Origin of the sequence: Porphyromonas sp. COT-108 OH2963, from assembly GCF_000768895.1 — a bacterium.
Lineage (GTDB): Bacteria > Bacteroidota > Bacteroidia > Bacteroidales > Porphyromonadaceae > Porphyromonas_A > Porphyromonas_A canoris.
The window spans coordinates 139,483-161,274 of the sequence record NZ_JRAP01000015.1 but is presented as its reverse complement, the minus strand read 5'-3'; the positions used below and the strand labels follow the sequence as shown (position 1 = coordinate 161,274).

The window sequence follows — 21,792 nt, the reverse complement described above, 5'->3', positions numbered from 1 at the left end:
TTTCGCAGCTTATCACGTCCTTCATCGCCTCTTAGAGCCAAGGCATCCACCGTCTGCCCTTCTTTTGCTTATATTTTTTTGCTCTCGCATATCATACCAATTACGGTACAATACGGCTATTGTAGTTTTATATCATCCCATACTTGAGTACAGGACAATCCTACTATATTCTTCTCTTCCGATATGTCTATGATCTCGTATTCCTCACAGGAGATCTGCTCTCCCGTTTCGTGGGTGCAAAGTTAGAAAGAGTTTTTCATTCTACCAAACTTTACTAACAAAAGATACAGAATTGATTCTTTCAGCGTGGGAGTATCAAGCACCCTTATATCATCAGCATTGTGGTTGCATCGGTTGAAACGATTACAACTGGGGGGGGATCTTCTTTCGATGAATCCTGCGACACCTCATATCGACCTCATTACTACCGATGGTTATCTTTATCTGAATGCTGAGTTCAAAAGTTTGAATCTTATGGCATCCCTTTTCATAATAGCTTCCCCAAAAGTTACCATACTGTTCGTCTCTCCAGCTCCTTTCCTGCTGTCAAAGTGGCACATCAAGCTGTTATTAAAGCCCTAACACACGGCATTCCAAGACTCGAACTCTTTCTTCACACGCTATGTCGATCTCTTAGAGGAAGAAGCTCGCTATCTCTTCCGGGGCTGACTTTCCATACATTCATCTCTTAGCATTTCCTAAAATCGGTATAATATCCGCCCATTACGTTCGTCAAAGAAGAATTCATCTTCTTATCATAGATCAATGTACACCTTTGGGCAGTACCGTATCTTTGCATCACAATAACAAGAAAGGGAAAAATTATGATGAAATTTGACGTTCTACTTGTAGGAGAAGATTTTAAAGCCCATATTAGTCTTTTGGAGCGTATCACAGAGGTCAGGTATACTGTTGCTTCAACCGCCGAAGAAGCTGTGGAAAAGATGCAGGGCATCCTCTTTGACATCGTTGTCATAGATCCAGATATCAATAATTCTGATCGTGCACTCATCCGAAAAATGCTCGAGATCCAACAGCCCGAAGCTCTTCTCTTGGATGTGGATACGATAGAGCCGGATGCTCTCGGCTCCCTACTCAGCAACCATATCAAAAGCCTCAAATCTCAACTGAAAGCAACTTATGTCGTCAAAGACGATGTCTTTTCGTTTTAAGAACAGCCTCTTTCTATGACTCCAATGATGTTGTGGGAAAGGACTTCGGGGATAGACCATGTGTAAGCTCGTAGAGCAAAATATCACTTTCCTCTCTATAATCAGTTCAAACACAAAAAAAAGATTTTATTATGAATGAAGTATCTACAAAAAGACCGATTAAGATTGTTGCATTTTCCGGCAGCACTTCAAGCACTTCAATCAACCGACATCTCGTTACATCTGTATTGAATCAGATGTTCGGACACGAAGTCCGGTTTCTCGATCTCAACGATTATGAGATGCCGATCTTCTCTGAAGACAGAGAAAAAGCCGGCTATCCTCCTCAAATAAAAGCATTTCTCGAAGCCATGGATGAAGCTGATGCCATAGTATGCTCATTGGCTGAACACAACGGCTCATATAGTGCTGCTTTCAAGAATATATTCGACTGGTCTTCTCGCGTTCGTCGTGAGGTATTTGCACAGAAACCCATGCTCCTCATGAGTACCTCACCCGGTCGACTTGGCGGAGCAAATGTCCTTGCTGCTGCCAAAAGTACATTTCCTCTCTACGGAGCAGATGTCGTTGCTACTTTTTCGCTTCCGAGTTTCGGGCACAACTTCGACATCGAGAGTCTCAGCATCACGGACCATACCCTAAAGGCTCAATGCTCCGAAGCTGTCAGTACACTTCTGGCACGTTTGGAAAAATAATAAAGTCCAATAAAAAAAGAGGGTGTGTCAAAACTTTCATTTTGACACACCCTCTTTTCATGTACACTAATACATCCGATGGAGCAGAGCGGAAGTTTTGTATCGGACACCGTAGTTTACTTACTTCTCATTGGATTTTCTCCAACAAAGCCTGAGAAGAACTTTCCGAAAAAGAATTCTAAATACGAGTAATAGGAATCGTTGTTATCATCCGAATTTAAGAAGAAGCCAGACATCTCTCCATATCGTTACAATAAGTTTATTGGGGGGGGACCTCACGACACAAACGTTCAAAACAACACAAGATAGAGTTCAAAACTGATAACTTTGGCTCTCATTATATAGGAGAGTAAGCTATGCCATTAAACAACCAAAGACTAAAAAAAACAGCCCACTTGGAGTATATCCTCCGAGTGAGCTGTCAGAAATTGGCAAAAGTGTGTGTACAGGAAAATTATCGTTTAGTGTCAAGGTGTCCGAAGCGACCGTTGTTAAAGTCCTCGAAAGCCTGTAAAAGCTCAGCCTTGGAATTCATCACAAATGGCCCATAGGCTGCTATCGGTTCTCGAAGAGGTTCGCCGCTCATCAAGAGAACCACCGTATCGGGGCGAGTAGCCTTGATGGCGAAATCCTCTCCATTGTGAGCGAACTTGATAAAGGTATCTGTGTCTATATCTCGATCTCCTATGCGGATAGCTCCACGGATCACAAGAAGTGCCGTATTATGAGAAGCCGGGAAGGAAAAGTCCGCCCGACCACCTTCTCTAAGTTTGGCATTCATAAGATATATAGGGGAGTGGGTAGTTGCAGGTCCTACTGTCCCTTGATATTCGCCGGCGATCACTTCGACCATCCCGGCATCATCGGGAAGGATATGCTTACCCATAGATGCGTTGGTTATGGACTGATACTTGGGAGGAGACATTTTGTCTTTGGCAGGAAGGTTTGTCCAAAGCTGCACCATCTGAAACGGTCCACCCTTTTTCGCCCATTCCGTACCGTGAAACTCTCGATGCAAGACTCCCTTGGCAGCTGTCATCCACTGTACATCTCCACGCCCTATGAGCCCACCGTGTCCCGCACTATCAGCGTGTTCAACTTCACCTTCATAGGCAATGGTTACCGTCTCAAATCCTCTATGCGGATGGACATCCACTCCCCCGGGTAGATCTGTTGGAGCAACCTCACGAAGGGCATTATAGTCAAGGAGGATGAAAGGATCCATCTCCTGCATGGAGAGTCCTTTGACAGAAGGGATAAAGTTGTGGACAAAGAAGCCGTCGCCTACCCAGTGTGAAGATTGCGGCGTTGTCACAAGTGCAATATCTTTCGTTCTCATAATTTTAGTCCTTTCTTTGCTATTGTTACTATCAACTTTATTTTACATCGCAAAGTTAGTCCCTGTTGATCTCTCCGACATTGACCTATGTTAAGAAGCAATGGAGACCCTTATCTCCCTTTTGCGATTGCTCTTCGGACACGGCTCAGGCTCTCCGGAGTGATCCCCAGATATGATGCAATCATTGTCTGAGGCACCCTCATAGGGATTTCGGGGAAATCCTTGATGAACCGCAAGTAACGCTCCTCCGCTGAAGCACTCTGAAGAAGCGTGATACGTCGATGAAGCATCTGTATATGCTCGTATAGCAACTGTCTGTCAAGCTCTGCGAAAGCAGGATCCTCACGGACGAGCTTTTGGAGTTGATTTTCATTGATCAAGAGCAGTCGGGTCGGCTCTATGGCTTGGATAAAGTGATTAGACGGCTGGTTGAAAAACACACTGTCTACATTCATCAAAAACCATCCCTCGACAGCAAAAAACAGCAAGTGTTCCTTTCCTTTGGGGTCTATCGAATACTCTCGTATCGCTCCTCTTTCGATAAAAAATCGATGGACACAAGTCTCCCCGGCATTCAGGATAAAGTCTCCTCGATCGTACTCTTTCACCATACTGTGCTTGAAGAGCATACTCCTCTGCTCATCGGTTAGTGGGACATTAGAGCGAAGAAAGTCATCAAAGAAATATTCTCTCATACTACATTCTTTTTTAAAAGGCAGACCATTATATATTCAAAGATATACATATTTGAAGAAAACACCCTGAAAAGATGCTCCGAAACAAGATTTAATGCACTTATTATCAGCCCCCAAAAAAGGATATGCATTTTATCAAAAAGCTCTCTGCTTTCTCCTAATGGTTCTTGTCCATGTATACTAATAATGCATCCCTACTTTCAGTCGGACTCACTTCGGCAGAAAAAGTCATTTTTATATATTCCATACCAATATTTCCGGCTTAACGTGTTTAATTTTTCAATGAACACGTTTACCGATTTCATTAAACACGTTTACCGGATTCGATTAACGTGTTTAGCCAAAATCATTAAAATACTAACAACCAAACATATACATGTTTTTGCCCTAAAATGCACCCCAAAAGGCAAATTTCTTTATTAGGAAACATTTACAGGTAAAGGTGTTAAATTTCACACCTATTAACGCAAAAAAGCCCCATCAAACGGACTGAGAAAATTTTTTCTCCGAATTTCGCCTGATTTTTAATCCGCTTATATACAGCAAGTTGAGATTATCATCCTTTTTCTTACTCAAAGAAAAAAGTTTCCGGAGGGCTTTTAAGGGGCAATTTTGGGAAGATCGTTTTTGTATAAAAATCCTGCTCTAAGTGGTACTTTTCCTATTTTCTCTGCTTTCTTTTGAGGAAGAAAATAGGTAATTTTGCAGCTCAAAAAAAAGAATGAACATGCAAGAAAATCATCGAAATCTGCTTCGAGTTGTATCCTATCCACTATTTTACGCCATCACTTTTACGGCATGCCTTTTCTTGTTTTCGGACAGAAAAAGCCATTACATCTGTATGGGAGTTCTTTTAGCCGTGATGCTTATGGCCGCTCTCATTGAGCACTTTCTAAAGAAGAAGGTTGAAAAAGAGGAGAAGAAGAGGGTGAGCAAAGAGATACAGAAGCTGAAAAAGAGTCATTTGCTGTACAGGATACCTTTCTTTTACTCTGTTCTGCTGAGCTTTTACATCATTTCAACGTGGAGCAATGACACTGTTTTCTCTTATGTTATCGTTTCTCTCGTAATAGCCATAGCTGTTCCCGTCTTCGAGAGAATATGGAACAGAATAAAGAGAGCATAAGATTTTTCCGTCCGCTTGAAGTATAATTCCGACAAAAATTTCCCGAACAAAGAAAGAGGAAAGGCACACTCCCCCCACCTTAAAGCAGCCCCTCAGCAGGGGTTTCCCAAGCAGTAGAGATAGAAGGAGGTCCCGTCCAATCTCTTAAAGCACACCTTTAAAGAAGTTTACCGGAAAGATAACTCAGAAAGAAAGACAGATCGCCCGGCTCTTAAAGCAGATCACCGAGAAGCGTTTCCCGGATGGGGAAATATGAAGAATCATCTTACCTTATTATCTAAAAACATGCCTCAATAAAAGTTTTCCGAAAAGAGTATAAAAAAAATAACGCAGGCCGTGCTCTCGCACAGCCTACGTTCAACTATTGTCGTATGTTCCACAAAAGATTTAGATATGAGGTAAGAAAGATTGATTAGGTTCTACTTTCTAATGCAAATTTCGTCCATTTTACCTCTTGAAGCAATTTAGTATATATGTCGTACGTCATATTTTTAACCGCTATATCCTTAATCTTTTAAAGTCTCAATACCTGAAAGCGCCCAAATTTTACTTATCAGTGCCATTTATGGCCTCTAATACTGCAACTTCTATCGCTTCTCGCAGATCCGGGTCATTCTTGAGTGTCTCTTTCGTTGCATCTCTTCCCTGTCCGATGTTGGTACCTTCGTACTTGAACCATGAACCTGCTTTTGCAATGATGTTATGCTCTACACCGAGGTCGATGAGCTCGCCCACGCGGTCTATTCCTTCGCCAAAGATGACATCGAACTCCGCTTTGCGGAATGGAGGAGCCACTTTGTTCTTGGCAACCTTTACCTTTAGAGGATAACCATAAACCTCTTCCCCATCTTTATATGGTGTGCCTTTGCGTATCTCCAAACGTACGGAAGCATAGTACTTCAAAGCATTACCTCCGGTTGTGGTCTCGCTTGGTCCGTAAACCACGCCAATCTTATCTCGAAGCTGATTGATGAAAATACAGCAGGTACGGCTCTTAGAGATTGCTCCCGTAAGTTTTCTCAGCGCCTGAGACATAAGTCTGGCATGAAGCCCCATCTTGGCATCACCCATTGCTCCGTCTATTTCGGCTTTAGGGGTAAGTGCCGCTACGGAGTCGATGACAACAATGTCTACCGCAGAAGAGCGGATGAGCTGCTCTGCTATCTGGAGTGCTTGCTCGCCGTTGTCGGGTTGAGAGATCCAGAGGTTGTTGATGTCAACGCCCAGTTTTTCGGCATAAAATCTGTCGAAAGCGTGTTCGGCGTCAATGATGGCTGCCAGTCCGCCCTGCTTTTGAGCCTCAGCAATGGCATAGATGGCAAGGGTCGTTTTACCGGAAGACTCCGGTCCGTAGATTTCCACTATACGTCCACGAGGATAGCCACCAATACCGAGAGCCAAGTCGAGAGTAAGAGAACCGGAAGGGATAGCCTCGACATCGTCCACGACATCCTCAGCCATGTTCATGATGGCTCCCTTACCGAAGTCTTTCTGTATCTTTTCCATGGCAGCGAGCAGGGCTTTTCTCTTGTTGGCTTCAAGAGTTGCTTTTTCGTCCGATTTCTGTCCTGCTTCTACCGTTGGGTCATTTATATCGCTTTTTTTTGCCATGTTTTTAGAAGTTTTGAGTGTTAATTGTTCTTGAGTATCTCCAATATTTGGTCTGCATGATCCTTTGTGCGTACCTCTTTACCGGATATGATGTGTGTTACCTTGCCCTCTGCATCTATGATGAAAGAGGTGCGTTGGGTACCCATGTACTTTCTACCATACATGCTTTTCTCGACCCAAACGCCGAATGTCTCTTGCAGAACATGTTCGGTATCTGCTATGAGGGTGAAAGGGAGATCGTACTTTTCGATGAAAGATTTATGGCTCTTGGCAGAGTCTTTGCTGATCCCGATAACCCGGATACCTACTCTCTTCAGCTCTTCGATGCCGTCTCTCAAGCTGCATGCCTGTGCTGTACAGCCGGAAGTATTGTCTTTAGGGTAGAAATAGAGAAGAGAAGGCTGCCCCAATAGGTCGGCAGCCTTGATCTCTTTTCCGTCTTGATCCAATCCGAGAGACTCGGGTATTTTATCTCCGACAGCTATCATAGTTCCAAGTCAATATCAAATTGTTCATGCCATGGCAAGCCTTGTTTGTTGAGCTCTTCCATGAACGGATCCGGATCAAACTCTTCCACGTTATATACACCCGGTTTACGCCAGATGCCTTTGAAGAACATCATCGCACCTATTGTCGCAGGTACTCCGGTGGTATAGCTTACTCCTTGTGCTCCGGTTTCCTTATATGCTGCTTCGTGGCTACAGTTGTTGTACACGTAGTAAGTGCGTTCCTTACCATCCTTTATACCTCTTATGCGACAGCCGATAGAGGTCTGTCCGGTATAGTTTTCACCCAACTCTTTCGGGTCAGGAAGCACTGCTTTAAGGAATTGAATCGGAACGATTTCACGACCTTCGTACATGATGGGTTCGATGCTCGCCATTCCGATGTTTTGGATAACGCGAAGGTGTGTGAGATATTCCTGCCCGAAAGTCATCCAGAAACGTGCTCGCTTAATGGTCGGGAAGTTTTTAGTAAGAGACTCCAGCTCTTCATGGTAAAGAAGATAAGACTCTCTCGGACCCACTTCAGGGTAAGTGATAGGCTGATGAATCTCTTGCGGTTCGGTCTCTACCCACTGACCATTCTCCCAATATTTACCTTTCTGAGTGATTTCGCGAATGTTGATCTCCGGGTTGAAATTGGTTGCAAAGGGTCGTTTGTGATCTCCGGCATTGCAGTCAACAATATCGAGGTAATGGATTTCATCGAAATGATGCTTGGCTGCATACGCTGTGAATACGCCGGTAACACCCGGATCGAAACCGCAACCAAGTATCGCAGTAAGCCCTGCTTGCTCAAATCTCTCTTTGTATGCCCATTGCCAATGGTACTCGAACTTCGCTTCGTCTATCGGCTCATAGTTTGCAGTGTCGAGATAGTTCACGCCACACTCAAGACATGCATCCATAATGGTGAGATCCTGATAAGGAAGAGCAACATTGATGACAAGCTCCGGCTGGAATTCCTTAAACAGCTTTACCAACTCCTCTACGCTATCCGCATCTACCTGAGCCGTTTTGATCTTTGCTTCTTTAATGTTTGCAGCGATGGCATCACACTTCGATTTTGTGCGACTTGCCAGCATAATGTCCGTAAAGACATCGCTGTTCATTGCTACTTTCTTGGCGACAACGGTACCGACACCGCCTGCACCTATAATGAGAACACGTCCTTTCATTCGTTCTATTTCTTTTAATGTTTTTGATGGATGATATAGATACCAAAGATACGCATTATTTTTTTGAAAACTGAATGCGTTCGGTGGCAACCCCTGCTACATATCCCTTTCCCCCTTTAACGTTGCTGGGCAATATGATAGGTGTGGTGAGCCCTTCGATGAAATCGTCCGACTCCAACGTATTTATAGCTCTAAGATAGAAGTAGAATCCTTCGGTGATAGAGGATAGAAGCACATAATATTCTGCTTCGGGTCTGATCTGTGCCACTCTTACTCCGGACTTTAGAGTGTATGTACCATTCAGCCATTTATCGTAAAACACACCCATGTTATTGTTTGGAGAGCTAAAGTAAGAGTCTTCATCACTTGTGGTTGTGGTGCTCTTCCCGTCATTCATGACCGGTTCTTGCGAATGGTTCAGACTTAAAATCCTTCGATAAGGCTTGTCTTCAAAGACTCCCTCTTCGGCAAAACGCAGCTGATAGAAGTTTTTCTCGTCTTTAGGATCCGTCATTGTAGTGTACAGCGTACCGTATTGCTTGCCTACTACCGGCTCTTCCCAGCTTATCTTATCTATGCCGACGCTTTTCGGGATGGCGGTTTCCGCCACAGTCTGATGCTTTCCATCCTTTGTTGCTACCTCCAATCTGATACGATCTCCCGGCTTAAACTTTTCTGTACTTAGGAAACAAGGGCGATATGCCTGCTTATGATACACGCGGTAAGCCGTGTGTGGCACCGGGTCTTTTACTTGGACATCGTTAATGAACAGCTTTACATCTGCTTCTTTTTCCGGGATTGGATTCAAAAGTCCCGTACGAGATACATATATATAGTGGTTGCTCAAAGAAGTATCGAATATGGCATTTACTATCAGCTCTTCCTTATAACCGGAAATATCCATAGGGACTTCATCCACGCATCTGCTGAATAGCACTACTGAAAGAAGGATTAGAGCCGCAACTTTGAGCTTATTGAAATGATAATATATACTTTTCATGACGAATTAGAATTTATACGTATAAGATATGGATGGAAGAATTGGCAGAATGGAGACTCTCTTTAACATCGGAACCGCAGTCTTTTCTCTCTCTATTCTTCCTGCTCCTGTCTGGAGCAATAAAAAGGTTGGATTGCGTCTATTATAGACATTGTACACAGAGAAATTCCACTGACTCTTGCCTCTCTTATGCTTAACGTAGTAGTTGAGCGAAAGGTTCAACAGGTGAGTCGAAGGCATTTGATAGTTGTTTCTTGATGTTACCAGAGGTGTTTGGCTAATACGACTTCCCCCGTTATCCATGTGATTTATATAGTACTCCCCATAATGTCCGGTCGATTGATTCGCTATATATTCCGTCATTCCTATACCTACCGTAGCTCTTCCGCCGGATCTATACTCCCATGTAGCCGTTAAGTCCAGAGCTTTCGAGAAAGCATACGTTGCAACGATATTGAAATTGTGTCTGCGGTCAAACTGCACCGGGAACCAGGCTCCCTGGTTTATTCCATTGGGACTGAATCTTCTTTCACTCTTGGCATAAGTGTAGCTTGCCCAGCCTGTAAGATTTCCTTCTGTCTTTTGTGCCATCACCTCTACACCATAAGAGCGTCCTTCGCCTTGCTCTACCTTCTCTTGCCAACCCGAAGAGAAGCCCATGAACATTGCTCCATCCTTGTACTCTATTGCATTGTCGATGGTCTTGTAATACCCTTCGGCGGATAGTCTCCATCCGTTTATCGCATCGGAGTAGAGTCCCAACGCATATTGATTTGCACTCATCGGACTTATCCGTTCCGTTGCAGGCACCCAGAGATCCGTAGGCATGCTGAGACCGAAAGAGCTTAGCAGGTGAATGTTCTGGCTCATCTTCGTATAAGAGAGCTTGACATCGAATATATCCGTCGGTGCTATCCTTACGGAAGCGCGAGGTTCTAAGGAGTGATAAAGCTTTCCGTTCACTCCAAACATAGAGTAACGCACGCCCACATTACCGTCCAACCATGGCAGCAGCCTCATCTCATCCTCTGCATAGAAAGACACATCGTGCGCTTGTATAGGCTTTGCACTCTGATTAAGAGCTTTCAAAACATCGGCATCTTCCGGGTCTTGTTGCTTTACGGGGTCAAACGACAACGCCTCCGGTTTGAAAGTATGATAGATATACTCCCCTCCAAACTTAATGGTGTGGTTATGCACGGGGTAATACTCCATATCCATACGGGCAGAAAGGTCCTCTATACCCGAAGTAAACTGCAGATGATATCCGTTGGTCAGCTCAGATTTCCCATCTGTTATCACATACTCATTCTCTTTATTTGACGTCCTGAGTTTGTATCTGGAGTAGGCTATTGTGGTATTGGAGAAGAGTCGGGAAGAGAATATATGATTCCATCTAAGCGAAGAGACGATATTTCCCCAAGACATTTCACTGTCTGACTTCGACTGATACCTGTTCATGCTATGCTCGAAGTGTGTATAGAGATTATCGTCTCCGCCGTACAGACTCAGGAATAGTCTGTCTCTGTCTCCGAATCTATGGTTCAGCTTCAACGTGAAGTCCTGGAAGTAGTATCCGCCTTTCTCGTCTTGAGTCATGAATGGACGTGCCAAAATATCCGCATAAGTCCGGCGATAAGAAGCATGAATAGAGGTTTTATCTTTAACGATAGGCCCTTCAAAATGCAGCTTGGAGGAGATCAGTCCGATGCTTGCCGTACCGTGATACTCTCTCATATTCCCATCATTTGTTCTGATGTCCACAACGCTCGAAAGCCTTCCCCCGAATCTCGAAGGGAAGCTACCCTTGTAGAGATCCACTCTCTTGATCGCTTCCGGAGTGAATACGGAGAAGAATCCAAGCAGGTGATTTACATTGTAAAGCGGCACTCCGTCAAGCAAAAAAAGGTTTTCGTCCTGACCGCCACCACGTACAAAGATGCCGGCACTACCGTCTATCCCGGCTTGTACACCCGGTAGAAGCTGTATAGTTTTCAGGGGATCCGCCTCTCCGAGAAGCGCAGGAGCTCTGCGGATAATCTCAAGAGGCACTTCCATGCTTCCCATTCGTGAGCCGGTCAGCTCGGAGTCGTTTTTTCTTCCGACCACCACAACCTCATCCAGCTCTTGTGGTGCGAGATAGACGTTGATGACGGTATCTTTTCCCGTCAGTCGGATCGTCTGAGGCTGACAGCCGGCAGAATAAACCTCTACTTCTTGAGAACTGCAAGGGAGTTCCAGGCTGAAAAAACCATACGAATTGGTCAATGTTCCGGTCTTTAGCTGTGGTTCTTTTATTCTTGCCCTGATGATGATCTCTTGCGAGCCCTTTTCATAAACATAACCGCTTATCCTCTGTTTGCAGTTTTTACTCTGTGCCGCGATGGGTTCAAAGCAACACAGAGATAGAAGAAACAGACTTAGAGAAAAGAGTATGCCTCTCTTACCGAAAGCCGTTCCGAGAAAGTGTCGATGCTTCATGCCAACATGGAGATTTAAGATCCGAAGATCTGTGAATAATATTTTACTTCAATGTTAATAGATTCAGACTTTTGCAAAAGGTTAACTTTTGACTCCGATCGCCAAAGATATGAAATAAATCTATTAAAGAAGAGTGTATTACGGCTTGCTTTTGCTCTCAAACTTCTCTCTTTAAGCATTGTTGTGTCCCGAATGATATTCTTGTGTGTATGAACTATAATTTTTATTTTCGCACCCGATATTATTCTTGTCTTTTTCTACAACACACATGATTGAAGAAGACAAGACTTTAACAATATATAAAGAACTGTTCCTCAAAAAGATAAATAAAAATAATATGACATTTATGCACAAAACAAGACTACTTTTACTCCTGATACTGGGCACACTTGTTGTTACAGCCTGCCGGAAAGATCCCCTTCGCCCGAACGAGAAGAAGGATCCGGAAGTAGAGCAACCGGAAAAACCGAAAGAGAATGACCCTCCGGCGCAGACAGATCTCTTCCCAAAACCGGATGGTTCACGCATTCTTACGGGTTCTCCGGCGGAGAGAGTTTTTGCTCTGCTCTCAAATATGACATTCGATGAGCCTCTTCCTCTCGGAGAGACCCGGATTACAGAGGCTCAGCTGAACGAGATAAAGGCTTTTGCCGATAAGCTCGTGGCAGAAAAGCAACCTAAAAACCAAAGAGAAATGCACGATCTTCTGTTTGGCTGGATTCGGAAAAACGTCAAGTATGGCAATACTTTCGATCCCTCCATACCGGACTACAATAGTGCCTATACGACATTCAAGCACAAAGTGGCTATCTGTCAGGGATACTCCAATCTCCTTAAAGTGTTCTGCCATACTCAGAAGATCTCCGCTCCCATAGTGAACGGGCTGGCACGCTTCAACACTCTCGGAAATCCATTGGGGCATGCGTGGAACTATGTCTTGCTTGATGGCAAATGGTTTGTATCAGATGCAACCAATGGCATTTTCTACGATGCAAACGATCCCAAAAGGTTCGACTTTCTTTTACCGGAACGCTTGGACTTTCCTCTCTTCCGGGATGAGAAGTTCGTGTGTACCTATGAAAAAAGGGAGCTTACTATAAGTAGCGTTCAAGATTCATTTACGGGAGAAAAACTTGTTGTGCCCTATGGCGTGGGAGGATTTCAGATAGGAAGTTTCAATCCGACCCATCTGCCGAAATCTGTAAAAGAGATCTACCTTGGTCGCAACATCAAAATGCTCGGCACCTCAGACCAACTCAATCTCAAGGAGTCCGGCAAAAATGTAGAGAAGATACTCGTAGATCCGGAAAACCCTCACCTTGAGGAGTATAAAGGCACTATTTATATCAAAGGAGACAAGTCCAATCTGCCTTTTTTCATTCCGGATCGTCTGAAAGTGGTTAAGATGAAACCCATGAAGAGTGTCGGTAAAAACGTTATCTTCGGACACGAAGGAATGGAAGAGCTATACTTTGAAGAGGGAACGGAAACTATCGAAGACTATGCGGTGGAAGCGTGTCCCAATCTCCGTAAGGTCTACCTTCCCAAGTCTGTCAAGAGTGTTGCCGACCGGGCTTTCTTCCGATGCCATTCCGAACTAAAAGTCGTACGTCTGTAGACCGGTTGGGTTTGGCAAAATTGTTTTAGAAAAAAGGCAGAAGACCGATGTGTTTTTAGAGGAGCACATCGGTCTTTTTATATAAAAATGGAGAGCTGGAAATCGAGAGCAAGAGAGAAGATTTTTGGCGTAGAGAGGGTAAATTCGCCAAGTCGTTTTAGAGTAAAACGCTAAGAATAAAAGCGATACGATAAAATCTCATTCTCGGAGAAAAAATTTTATCAGTGCTTTTCATGGGCTGTTTTCGCGTTAATAGGCGTAAATTTTAACACCCTTCTCTGTAAACAATCCCTAATAGAGAAATTAGCCTTTTCAGGTGCATTTTAGGACAAAAACACATAGTCTGCTGATTTTGAGGGTTTTAATGGTTTCAGCTAAACACGTTAAGCGAATCCGGTAAACGTGTTTAATGAAATCGGTAAACGTGTTCACTGAAAAATTAAACACGTTAAGCTGAAACAATATGCTCGTTTACCATTTTTGCTGAACAGGCATCAAAATTTACGTTAATAAAACGGGCTGATTTAACAAATCCGGTACCCCTCTAAAAACACTTCCTCCGATCAAAATAGAGAGCCGAAAAAAAGTGAGCATTTTTGGGGATGGAATATATAAAATCAAGAACGAGAAGAGAAGGGTAACGGGTAGACAAAAGTCGCTCTTGCCATTTCAAAACTGCCTTATAAGAGTATAGCCCAAAAAGAAAAGCAGGACACCTCCTACCACACTCACGGCAAGATAGCCAAGTAAAGGAAGAAGACTCTCCCACTTTAGCAGCATAAAACCATCCATGGCAAAGGTCGAAAATGTGGTGAAACCGCCACACACTCCCACCGTAAGGAAGAGGCGAAGATTCTCATCGCCTATATTCCCTCGCTCCATCGTGCCGTAGAGCAGTCCCATCAGGAGACATCCTATAAGATTGACAGCCAGCGTTCCCCAAGGGAAAGTTCCGGCGATGCCATCCTGCACATATCGGGAAAGAAGAAAGCGCATCACTCCCCCGATGAAGCTGCCACAGCCGATATAAAGAATTGTCTTAAGCATTGTGCATTCCGTATCGCATAAACCTCTCATCACCCATAGGTGTGAATACTTATGCCTTGTGCCGATGGAAGAAAATTGACTCCATACCAGCAGATCTGCAAACACAAGAAAGAGAAAAGCAGTAGCCACAGCGCGGTAGCCACCTTACGAGGTCTGCTAAGCCGGTAATGGATATAGAGCAGATAGGCAAGCATCGTTATGGCAGCCCATGTCTCTTTCGGATCCCAACTCCAATAGTGTCCCCATGCAAGCTTTGCCCAAAAAGCTCCTAACAGAAGACCGATCATCAGAAAGGCAAGCCCGGTGTAAGCCAACCCGTCCGATACGGACATCAGTCGGAGTGCGTGATCCGCTTCTCCTTTTTTCTTCTCTATCCATAAGGCATAGAGAGCAACCAGAAGTCCCGCCCCCAGCATGCCGTAAGAGAACATATAGGAGATGACATGTGGTACAAAGAACGGACTTTCCAGTGCCGGCATCATACTCTTGTTGTGGATCTCCGGACGCACCAGATTGATCACAATAAAAACAGAAGCAAGAATGGTGGAAAATCCCAATATCCACTTGTAGTGCCATCGCAGGTAAACGATAACGCCGGCAAGCAATGCGAAGAACGAATACCACAGACGCGTCTCCCCCATGGTACGCATAGGCGGACGTTCAAGAGAGTGCCACATGAGTCCGATATAGGCTCCGAACAGCATGAGAGCCAGTATGGAGAGGGCTACCGATCCGTTTCTTTTCTCCTTAAAAGCCATCCACGCACCGCAGGCAGCCAGCAACACGGTTGGGAGAGCGTAGTATATCATATCGTTCCAAGTAGTCATAGCTCGTTCTCTTTAGATGAAGGTACATAAGTGGGCTGGGGCAGGATGAAGAGACATACCGCTCCGAGCAGCATCAATAGCAGTCCGACATAGACGAAAGGCATCCACGGATCTTTTACAAGCTCGAATACAGAGACATTGCTCCACCTTCCCATCTCTTGATCATAGCTTAGCTGATAGATGTGCCAGCCTTCAAACTTTATGGGATGATTCACTGAAATCTCGCCTTTGACATATCCGCCTCCGGGGCTGTAAATAGAGACTTTGGAGCGGAACTGCTTTGGCTCCGGATCCGGCATAACGATACTCAAGCTGTCCGGCAGGGATAGCCCTCTGAACGGAATGAGATAACTGCCGGACGTAACCCATCCGTTCACCTCCTCACCCGTGCTGCTGTTCGTTGCGCGTACTTTAACGCCATGCACCGCTCCCGTACTGCCAAACTCCACAAAGTGAATACTGTCTTTCGAGACCACGGGTGAGCTGTAAGGGAGATACTCCAACGCTTCCACCTTCCACGCTCCCATTCTTCCGGAAGATGGTGTCTCCTCTACCGACAGATGCCATGGATGACCCGAGGGAAGTGTCTCTCCGGTTCTGCTGTCTATGATCATCAGCTTGGGAGGATACTCTTCCAGCTCGAAAGATTCCAGCTCAATCGCCAGAGGAAGCTCGTAAAGCTCGGAAGAGAAATCTTTTGTTCCTCTCCATTCGGGCATATTGGTCGAAGCATCCACCTGCATTCGGAATCTTTTCAGATCATGAGCACCTAACACTCCGGCAAAGAGCGCAATGTAGAGTCCTAAGTGATTCAGCAGGAAAGAGACGTATCTGCGCCATGTCATATTCCTTTTCCGCCCTCGAAACAGAAACGCAAAGGTTGCACCGCCAAGCAGTATCAGCAGAAGCAGATAGCTTACCAGGAAGTACCACGTAGAGAGTATATGGCTGAAGCCGAGAGTGTGTACCAGCATCTTCAAATCCTCTCCGGAGGCTGCCGAAAGCTCTATCTGCCTCGTCAGACCCATGATGATAGAGACTGCCATGAGGGTTGCAATGGCGGCAATAGACATTTTATATCCGGTCAGAAACGTGGCTATCCGAACCTTTTTACGTGCAAGAACGGCAAGAAGAACGGAGAGGAAAAAGACCCAGATGCCTCCTATCAGATTGAAAGGATAGGCAAAGCCTTGAGCAGGTATAGGTCCGAGTATGAAATGAAACAGCACACCGATGACAACAAGAGCCACAGAAATAGCAAATGCTTCACGATATCCCCAAGGTTGTTTCCACATAATATTATATATATAGGTATCCGTGTGTAACACTAACAGATAGAGACCGCATAGAAGATGCTACATCTGCCATACGATCTCTACTCTATACTTTTTGTAAACAGATCTTGCTCTTGCGAGAGAGAGGATCTGTCTTATTTTCAGATGCGTTTTTGCTGCTTCGCTTTCTCTATCCACTCAGGAACCACAACGTCCAAGAACTTCTTCTTATTGGCATGAAGCTCTTCAGGATTAAGCCCTATATAACGCTGTGCTTTCTCTTTGGTAGAGATGTCAGGCATAGGAACGTCTCCGGTAAAGCCGAGATTGGCAAGCACTTTGGAGATTGCGAGCCTTGCTTGAAGCGCTCTCTCCAATCCGTTGGACAATATACGGGTTACCTCTTGAGGCGCATGGAACGAAGCACCATGCGAAGCCACACCATAGTCCCAACGCCATTGCGCCTGACGGATATACTGCAACACCGGTTTCATGATCTCTTCGGTTGCTCCCTTATCCCAGGCAAACTTCGCCTCTATATGAGCTGCGGCAAGCTCTTTTTCGAGCTTATTCCGGATTTCGTTTGCCATACGCTGACGATCGTAGACATTTTGGCGAAGCACCTCTTCGCTTTCACGATGGCAGGTCTGACACGTTCTGTCTATATAGTTGAGCGGACTCTGTATGTGGTGGTCGCTGAACTTCACACCACCCTGACTCATATACGGCATATGACAGTCGGCACAAGCCACACCTCTTTGAGCGTGTATGCCGAGCTGCGCTATCTCATAGTCGGGGTGCTGAGCCTTCAAGATAGGAGCTTTACTTATGGCATGGATGTAGTCGTAGTACTCTATTTCGTCGAAATACTTCTCTACATCTTCCATTGTTGTGCCTTTATCCCAAGGGAAAGTGAGGTATTTGTTCTCCTTGTAGAAGTAGTATTCCACGTGGCACTGTGCGCATACCAAAGAGCGCATCTCCTGATGAGTGGCTTTGGTAATATCTTTTCCCATTCTCTCGAAAGCCTCTATGAGTGCAGGGCGAGAGATACGAAGATCCATTGTTTCGGTATCATGACAGTCGGCACAGCCTATCGGATTGACGATTTCACTGCCCATCTCGCTCCACTTCTTCTGGTAAAACTCCCCGATGCCTATCGCTTGCATCATTCTCGGAACATCAGGACTTTTACATACCCAGCAGGTCGACGGCTGTATATCATCCATTCCGTTCACTCCCGGACTGCCTGTACGCAACGTGTGGAGCATATCATGGATGGCATAGTAGTGCCCTCGCGGACTCCCGTACTCCCTTGAAAATGCGTATCCTGCCCAAAATACCACCATCTCCGGACGTTGTGCCAGCACATCCACAAACTTATTTCCGTTGAACTCGGAAACAAACGATGTATCTGCTGTCTGCAACCATGTTTCGTACTCACGAGGATAGTTGGATTGGAAGAGTGCATTCCGAGCTTCCATCGGAGCGATCTCCACTTTCTTATTGGCAAAGATCGACCGGACCTCTGCACGACGTTCCGTAATGGATGCAGCCAATAAACCTAAACAGAAAACCGCAACCATGGCAGATATAAACAGAACCCAACCCTGCCAGCTTTTCAGTCTTTTTCTTTCTTTCATGGGTGTATCTTTTTTTCTTATTCTATCCGTTTGTTATTATCTCTTGTTTTTCTCTTCGTCCATCTTGCTTCTCAACCACTCCGGAACAGGAGATTCCGGATAAGGTACAAGGGCTGAAGGGGTAGATGAAAGACTGTTCTTCCCTCCGTGAGGCACGTCTCTATGACAGTCCCAACAAGCTCTGCCATCGCCATGGTTCAGCTCTTTACGGGTCATCCGTCCGGTCTTGACAAACTCCTGGTTGAGCTGCATGTGACAGCGGATACAGTTGTCATATATCACTTCACGGCTTGCGGTGATGGCTTGCATAGCTTGCGGCTCTTGTCTCATAGTGAACACGTAAGAGTGCCTCAAGCCATCTTTCGCCTTGAAATAGTACTTGTTCAGAATGTTGTTATGGGGGACATGGCAGTCGTTACACGTAGCCACAAGCATGTGCGAAGAGTGTTGCCATGTAGCATAATAGGGGCCCATGACGTGGCAGTTGACGCACACCTTCGGGTCGTCTAAGAGGTAGCTGTAAGCTTTGGAAGCATAAACCAGGTATGCTCCCAACCCAAACGTTACGCCAAGAAGGAGTATTGCCACCACCTTGGAGCCATAAGCAGGAAGTAAACTCTGTATCAGAGAGCGTACTCGGTAAGATAGAGATTGCTTGCTGCACATAAGCCGTTAAGTTTTTTGAACCACAAATAGTAGTGATTAAATGAAGTAAATTTTATGATTAAACCATACAATATCACTACCTAATACCACAAAATTATATATTAGATTTATTATTTCCAAATCCAAGATGATTTTAGATCATAAAATGAACACGTTAACAACTTAGGTTTAACACTATCTTTTTTCTCGCTGAACAGATTCACAACTCAAAATCGAGGTTGGAATGGCACTGTTCAAGCCTTGATTGTTGCATTTCAAGCCTTGATTTGCACGGATCGAGGCTTGATTTTTAATATTATAAAGGTTAAGATACTCTTCTGTTACCGATAAACTCTTTTAGTGAATACGTATAAATGAGTTTTGATACTCTATCCGGCATTTCATTCAAAGATGAGAGGATAATGCTCATAACCAAACATTTCTCAACGAGTTAGTTTCCTATAATTTGAGAAAGAAGAGAAAATAATAGTTTGAATATTGACAAGTAGTAGTTATATTTGTAATCCCTTGAATATTAACAAATCAAAAAAGAACCGCATCCTATGGTAAACTACAAGTTGGAACAGATTAAAGCCATAGAGCCTGCTTGTAAACAGAAACTGATCAAGGCAGGCATCGAAAATACTATGGCTCTCTCCAGGGCGAGTAAAACCAGAGTAATGAGAAAAAAGCTCTCGGAACAGACCAAAATAGATGAGAGACGCATCCTTAAATGGGCGAACATGGTGGATCTCCTACGCGTGAACGGCATAGGAGCAGACTATGTTTCTATTTTAGTCATAATAGGCATCGGTTCCATGAAAAACCTAAGCTGTGCAGATCCGGAATATATCGTGCAGAAGATGGCAGAGGTAAACGACAAAAAAAATATCGTCAAACGCACTCCTCTTGTTACCGTTGTGAACAAATGGATAGAGCAGGCAAAGGTGTTGCCCAGAGGATTGGAGCCTTAGTACGAAAGGAGAGTAAAAGGAAAAGAAAATCGGCAGAAGATCCATTCCGGAGATCTTCCGCCGATTCTCTTTTTATATTTCTTTCCAATCAGGACAACTATTATTAAAAGTGTTCTTACCTGAAAAGAGAGATTAAATTCTGTTTGTCATTAGAAGGCAAAGATAGGACGAGCCTTAAGAAGAGCATCCTTTGCAGGCCCCTGCAAGGAAGAGTTGTAGAACAATACGCCTTGAGAAATATTGTTATTGCGTTCTGCGCTGGAACGATAAGTATTCTCTGTAAGTTTTTGAACTCCCACTGCTCCAATTTTATCAAGAGCTGCATTGATCTTCTTCATTACTTCTTTGTCTTTATTGGCCAAGAACCTGATATTTCCACTGAATGGACCGTGACACATCAGAGTAAGCTCTTTAGGAGATGGAAGATACCATCCTGTTGTAGTTGCAGGAACAGGATTTGCCGCAGCAAATTCTTTGAGCCTAACAATTGCTGTTACAGGCCATGCAGAATTTTCCGGAGCATTGTTGAATGCTTCCAAAGCTTTAGAGTTATTGTACCCAACAGTCTTATTAAGATTGGTCGAAACATCGTCTTCTGCTGTCACGGGAGTTTCATATTGCTTGGCATTTGCTTCGACCCAAGCCCCCACAGTATTGTTATAGGTCTTGTAATTCTCTTGCCATTGACATTGTAGTATTTCTGTTAGGGATACAACCAACCCGTTGGTACACTTAGGGAAGTCTCTCTTCATCGCTTTATCTTGCTTGGTAGCATCACCAATCCAGAATACAATGCCGATAATCTTCTTGGCATTATCTATCTGATCGGATGTAGAGCCGTCTTCATAGTAAAAGTCTCCCACTCTTGGAGGTCTTACCGGAAGCTCTACGATAACGATACACTTGGCTGTCTTGCCTCCGGCTGCTGCTGTAATCTCTGCAGTACCAGCTGCCACTGCGGTCACAAGACCTGCTTCTGTAACGGTAGCAACACTCTTATTGGAAGAAGTCCAAGTAACTGTCTTGTGCGTTGCATTCTCCGGTAGGACCGTTGCACTAAGTTTCAATCTTTCTCCTACAACCAACTCTAGAGAGGTCTTACTGATAGTAACGCTCTCCACTAAGATAGGATTGACCTTGACTCTGCACTGAGCACTCTTATCGCCGGTCTTTGCTGTAATAGTGGCTTCTCCTTCTCCTTTTGCAACCACTTTACCATTGTTATCCACGGTAGCCACCGCCTTGTCGGAAGAATCCCATGTTACGGTTTTGTCTTCTGCGTTATCCGGAGTCACGGTAGCCTTAAGCACCACCTCCTCACCAATAGTCATCTCGTGATTTTCCTTATCCAAGGTAATACCCGATACAGGCACTGCTGCCACAACGACCTTACATATCGCAAACTTTCCACCTGCTGTTGCTTTCACTTCTGCCTCACCCAATCCAATGGCTGTTACCTTACCGGTCTTGTCCACAGATACGATATCCGTTTTTGAAGATGTCCATGTAAGCTCCTTGTTTTCTGCATCCGCAGGAGTGATGGTTGCAGTAAGCTGTTCCGTGTCTCCCTTAAAGAGCTGGAGAGATGTCTTGTTCAACGCAACATTGGTAACCAAAATCGGATCTTTCTTACATGATGTAAGAGCAAAAATCGACAAAAAAACCAAAGTCAACAGACCATTGATGTGAATTCTTTTCATAGCTTTCTTTGTTGTCATGAATAAAAAAGGTTAAACATTAATATTTATAATCGCGTTTTCAAACTTAAGGATATGTGTGGTCGCCGGCCCCAAAATTAAAGATTTATTCCGGATAGACAAATATTTATTTCACAATTAACCAACTAAAATCCTCTTCTCTACTCTTTCCTCTAAAGATTTTAGAAAAATCACAACCCTTTTATGCTTTTCCGGCGAAAGAGAAAAGACCGAAAATAATCCTGCTTTCATCTTTCCGCATATCTA

19 protein-coding genes are annotated in these 21,792 nt (G+C 44.4%); 6 read left to right on the top strand and 13 right to left on the bottom strand.

The genetic code is table 11. From position 1 onward, the window contains the following. Window positions 1–354 precede the first annotated feature (354 nt). The 3 genes from HQ39_RS08490 to HQ39_RS08480 all read left to right on the top strand — a co-directional run bounded on the left by HQ39_RS08490 (window position 355) and on the right by HQ39_RS08480 (window position 1,867). Window positions 355–582 (top strand): hypothetical protein, encoded by a 228-nt coding sequence (locus HQ39_RS08490; RefSeq protein ID WP_152565548.1) that lies wholly within the window; start codon window positions 355–357, stop codon window positions 580–582. Between the two features lie 242 nt (window positions 583–824). Beyond that, complete coding sequence (locus HQ39_RS08485; protein ID WP_036865406.1) at window positions 825–1,172, top strand: hypothetical protein; 348 nt, start codon at window positions 825–827, stop codon at window positions 1,170–1,172. 131 nt (window positions 1,173–1,303) lie between these two features. After that, on the top strand, window positions 1,304–1,867 hold the full coding sequence (locus HQ39_RS08480) for an NADPH-dependent FMN reductase (RefSeq protein ID WP_200879172.1): 564 nt from the start codon (window positions 1,304–1,306) through the stop codon (window positions 1,865–1,867). Window positions 1,868–2,321: 454 nt separating this feature from the next. Here HQ39_RS08480 and HQ39_RS08475 read toward each other — a convergent pair whose 3' ends face one another. After that, a complete protein-coding gene (locus HQ39_RS08475; protein ID WP_036788141.1) occupies window positions 2,322–3,206 on the bottom strand; it encodes a pirin family protein in 885 nt (294 codons plus the stop codon). Window positions 3,207–3,316: 110 nt separating this feature from the next. Continuing rightward, window positions 3,317–3,901 (bottom strand): Crp/Fnr family transcriptional regulator, encoded by a 585-nt coding sequence (locus tag HQ39_RS08470; protein ID WP_036788143.1) that lies wholly within the window; start codon window positions 3,899–3,901, stop codon window positions 3,317–3,319. Between the two features lie 721 nt (window positions 3,902–4,622). On the opposite strand from HQ39_RS08470, the gene HQ39_RS08465 reads away from it, so the two are divergent. After that, window positions 4,623–5,027, top strand: a complete 405-nt coding sequence (locus HQ39_RS08465; protein ID WP_036865404.1) for a hypothetical protein — start codon at window positions 4,623–4,625, stop codon at window positions 5,025–5,027. 546 nt (window positions 5,028–5,573) lie between these two features. On the opposite strand, the gene recA is transcribed toward HQ39_RS08465, so the two are convergent. From recA to HQ39_RS08440, 5 genes are read right to left on the bottom strand one after another with little or no spacing between them, the layout of a single operon-like run. Then, window positions 5,574–6,638, bottom strand: a complete 1,065-nt coding sequence (recA, locus tag HQ39_RS08460) for a recombinase RecA (RefSeq protein ID WP_036788147.1) — start codon at window positions 6,636–6,638, stop codon at window positions 5,574–5,576. 20 nt (window positions 6,639–6,658) lie between these two features. Continuing rightward, a complete protein-coding gene (gene bcp / locus HQ39_RS08455) occupies window positions 6,659–7,126 on the bottom strand; it encodes a thioredoxin-dependent thiol peroxidase (protein ID WP_036865403.1) in 468 nt (155 codons plus the stop codon). Continuing rightward, window positions 7,123–8,319, bottom strand: a complete 1,197-nt coding sequence (locus HQ39_RS08450; RefSeq protein WP_036788151.1) for a saccharopine dehydrogenase family protein — start codon at window positions 8,317–8,319, stop codon at window positions 7,123–7,125. The genes bcp and HQ39_RS08450 overlap by 4 nt, the downstream gene beginning before the upstream one ends. Before the next feature lie 55 nt (window positions 8,320–8,374). Next, window positions 8,375–9,319: a DUF4249 domain-containing protein gene (locus HQ39_RS08445; protein WP_081965425.1), complete on the bottom strand. Its 945-nt coding sequence runs from the start codon at window positions 9,317–9,319 to the stop codon at window positions 8,375–8,377. Window positions 9,320–9,325: 6 nt separating this feature from the next. Further along, window positions 9,326–11,800, bottom strand: a complete 2,475-nt coding sequence (locus HQ39_RS08440; protein WP_052079563.1) for a TonB-dependent receptor plug domain-containing protein — start codon at window positions 11,798–11,800, stop codon at window positions 9,326–9,328. A 346-nt stretch (window positions 11,801–12,146) separates the two neighbouring features. On the opposite strand from HQ39_RS08440, the gene HQ39_RS08435 reads away from it, so the two are divergent. Next, a complete protein-coding gene (locus tag HQ39_RS08435) occupies window positions 12,147–13,418 on the top strand; it encodes a transglutaminase domain-containing protein (RefSeq protein WP_160216121.1) in 1,272 nt (423 codons plus the stop codon). A gap of 669 nt (window positions 13,419–14,087) precedes the next feature. On the opposite strand, the gene crcB is transcribed toward HQ39_RS08435, so the two are convergent. From crcB to nrfH, 5 genes are all read right to left on the bottom strand, one after another. Continuing rightward, the gene (crcB, locus tag HQ39_RS08430; RefSeq protein ID WP_036865440.1) at window positions 14,088–14,465 is read right to left on the bottom strand and encodes a fluoride efflux transporter CrcB; all 378 of its coding nucleotides are present in this window, start codon (window positions 14,463–14,465) and stop codon (window positions 14,088–14,090) included. A 29-nt stretch (window positions 14,466–14,494) separates the two neighbouring features. Then, on the bottom strand, window positions 14,495–15,292 hold the full coding sequence (locus HQ39_RS08425; RefSeq protein WP_036865398.1) for a cytochrome c biogenesis protein: 798 nt from the start codon (window positions 15,290–15,292) through the stop codon (window positions 14,495–14,497). Beyond that, window positions 15,289–16,587, bottom strand: coding sequence for a cytochrome c biogenesis protein ResB (locus HQ39_RS08420; protein ID WP_036865396.1), 1,299 nt, complete (start codon window positions 16,585–16,587; stop codon window positions 15,289–15,291). Before HQ39_RS08420 ends, HQ39_RS08425 begins: the two co-directional genes overlap by 4 nt. A gap of 140 nt (window positions 16,588–16,727) precedes the next feature. Further along, window positions 16,728–18,209 (bottom strand): ammonia-forming cytochrome c nitrite reductase, encoded by a 1,482-nt coding sequence (gene nrfA / locus HQ39_RS08415; RefSeq protein WP_036865395.1) that lies wholly within the window; start codon window positions 18,207–18,209, stop codon window positions 16,728–16,730. 36 nt (window positions 18,210–18,245) lie between these two features. Beyond that, on the bottom strand, window positions 18,246–18,875 hold the full coding sequence (gene nrfH / locus HQ39_RS08410; protein WP_036865394.1) for a cytochrome c nitrite reductase small subunit: 630 nt from the start codon (window positions 18,873–18,875) through the stop codon (window positions 18,246–18,248). 542 nt (window positions 18,876–19,417) lie between these two features. Here nrfH and HQ39_RS08405 point away from each other — a divergent pair. After that, window positions 19,418–19,828: a DUF4332 domain-containing protein gene (locus HQ39_RS08405; RefSeq protein ID WP_036847514.1), complete on the top strand. Its 411-nt coding sequence runs from the start codon at window positions 19,418–19,420 to the stop codon at window positions 19,826–19,828. Window positions 19,829–19,977: 149 nt separating this feature from the next. Here HQ39_RS08405 and HQ39_RS09305 read toward each other — a convergent pair whose 3' ends face one another. Continuing rightward, window positions 19,978–21,528 (bottom strand): Ig-like domain-containing protein, encoded by a 1,551-nt coding sequence (locus tag HQ39_RS09305; RefSeq protein WP_052079562.1) that lies wholly within the window; start codon window positions 21,526–21,528, stop codon window positions 19,978–19,980. Between the last annotated feature and the right edge of the window lie 264 nt (window positions 21,529–21,792).

Bases quoted from the DNA above. Each gene is read 5' to 3' on its own strand.
- HQ39_RS08485 (WP_036865406.1), top strand. From the start codon at position 825: ATGATGAAATTTGACGTTCTACTTGTAGGAGAAGATTTTAAAGCCCAT.
- HQ39_RS08480 (WP_200879172.1), top strand. From the start codon at position 1,304: ATGAATGAAGTATCTACAAAAAGACCGATTAAGATTGTTGCATTTTCC.
- HQ39_RS08475 (WP_036788141.1), bottom strand. From the start codon at position 3,206: ATGAGAACGAAAGATATTGCACTTGTGACAACGCCGCAATCTTCACAC.
- HQ39_RS08470 (WP_036788143.1), bottom strand. From the start codon at position 3,901: ATGAGAGAATATTTCTTTGATGACTTTCTTCGCTCTAATGTCCCACTA.
- HQ39_RS08465 (WP_036865404.1), top strand. From the start codon at position 4,623: ATGAACATGCAAGAAAATCATCGAAATCTGCTTCGAGTTGTATCCTAT.
- recA (WP_036788147.1), bottom strand. From the start codon at position 6,638: ATGGCAAAAAAAAGCGATATAAATGACCCAACGGTAGAAGCAGGACAG.
- bcp (WP_036865403.1), bottom strand. From the start codon at position 7,126: ATGATAGCTGTCGGAGATAAAATACCCGAGTCTCTCGGATTGGATCAA.
- HQ39_RS08450 (WP_036788151.1), bottom strand. From the start codon at position 8,319: ATGAAAGGACGTGTTCTCATTATAGGTGCAGGCGGTGTCGGTACCGTT.
- HQ39_RS08445 (WP_081965425.1), bottom strand. From the start codon at position 9,319: ATGAAAAGTATATATTATCATTTCAATAAGCTCAAAGTTGCGGCTCTA.
- HQ39_RS08440 (WP_052079563.1), bottom strand. From the start codon at position 11,800: ATGAAGCATCGACACTTTCTCGGAACGGCTTTCGGTAAGAGAGGCATA.
- HQ39_RS08435 (WP_160216121.1), top strand. From the start codon at position 12,147: ATGCACAAAACAAGACTACTTTTACTCCTGATACTGGGCACACTTGTT.
- crcB (WP_036865440.1), bottom strand. From the start codon at position 14,465: ATGCTTAAGACAATTCTTTATATCGGCTGTGGCAGCTTCATCGGGGGA.
- HQ39_RS08425 (WP_036865398.1), bottom strand. From the start codon at position 15,292: ATGACTACTTGGAACGATATGATATACTACGCTCTCCCAACCGTGTTG.
- HQ39_RS08420 (WP_036865396.1), bottom strand. From the start codon at position 16,587: ATGTGGAAACAACCTTGGGGATATCGTGAAGCATTTGCTATTTCTGTG.
- nrfA (WP_036865395.1), bottom strand. From the start codon at position 18,209: ATGAAAGAAAGAAAAAGACTGAAAAGCTGGCAGGGTTGGGTTCTGTTT.
- nrfH (WP_036865394.1), bottom strand. From the start codon at position 18,875: ATGTGCAGCAAGCAATCTCTATCTTACCGAGTACGCTCTCTGATACAG.
- HQ39_RS08405 (WP_036847514.1), top strand. From the start codon at position 19,418: ATGGTAAACTACAAGTTGGAACAGATTAAAGCCATAGAGCCTGCTTGT.
- HQ39_RS09305 (WP_052079562.1), bottom strand. From the start codon at position 21,528: ATGAAAAGAATTCACATCAATGGTCTGTTGACTTTGGTTTTTTTGTCG.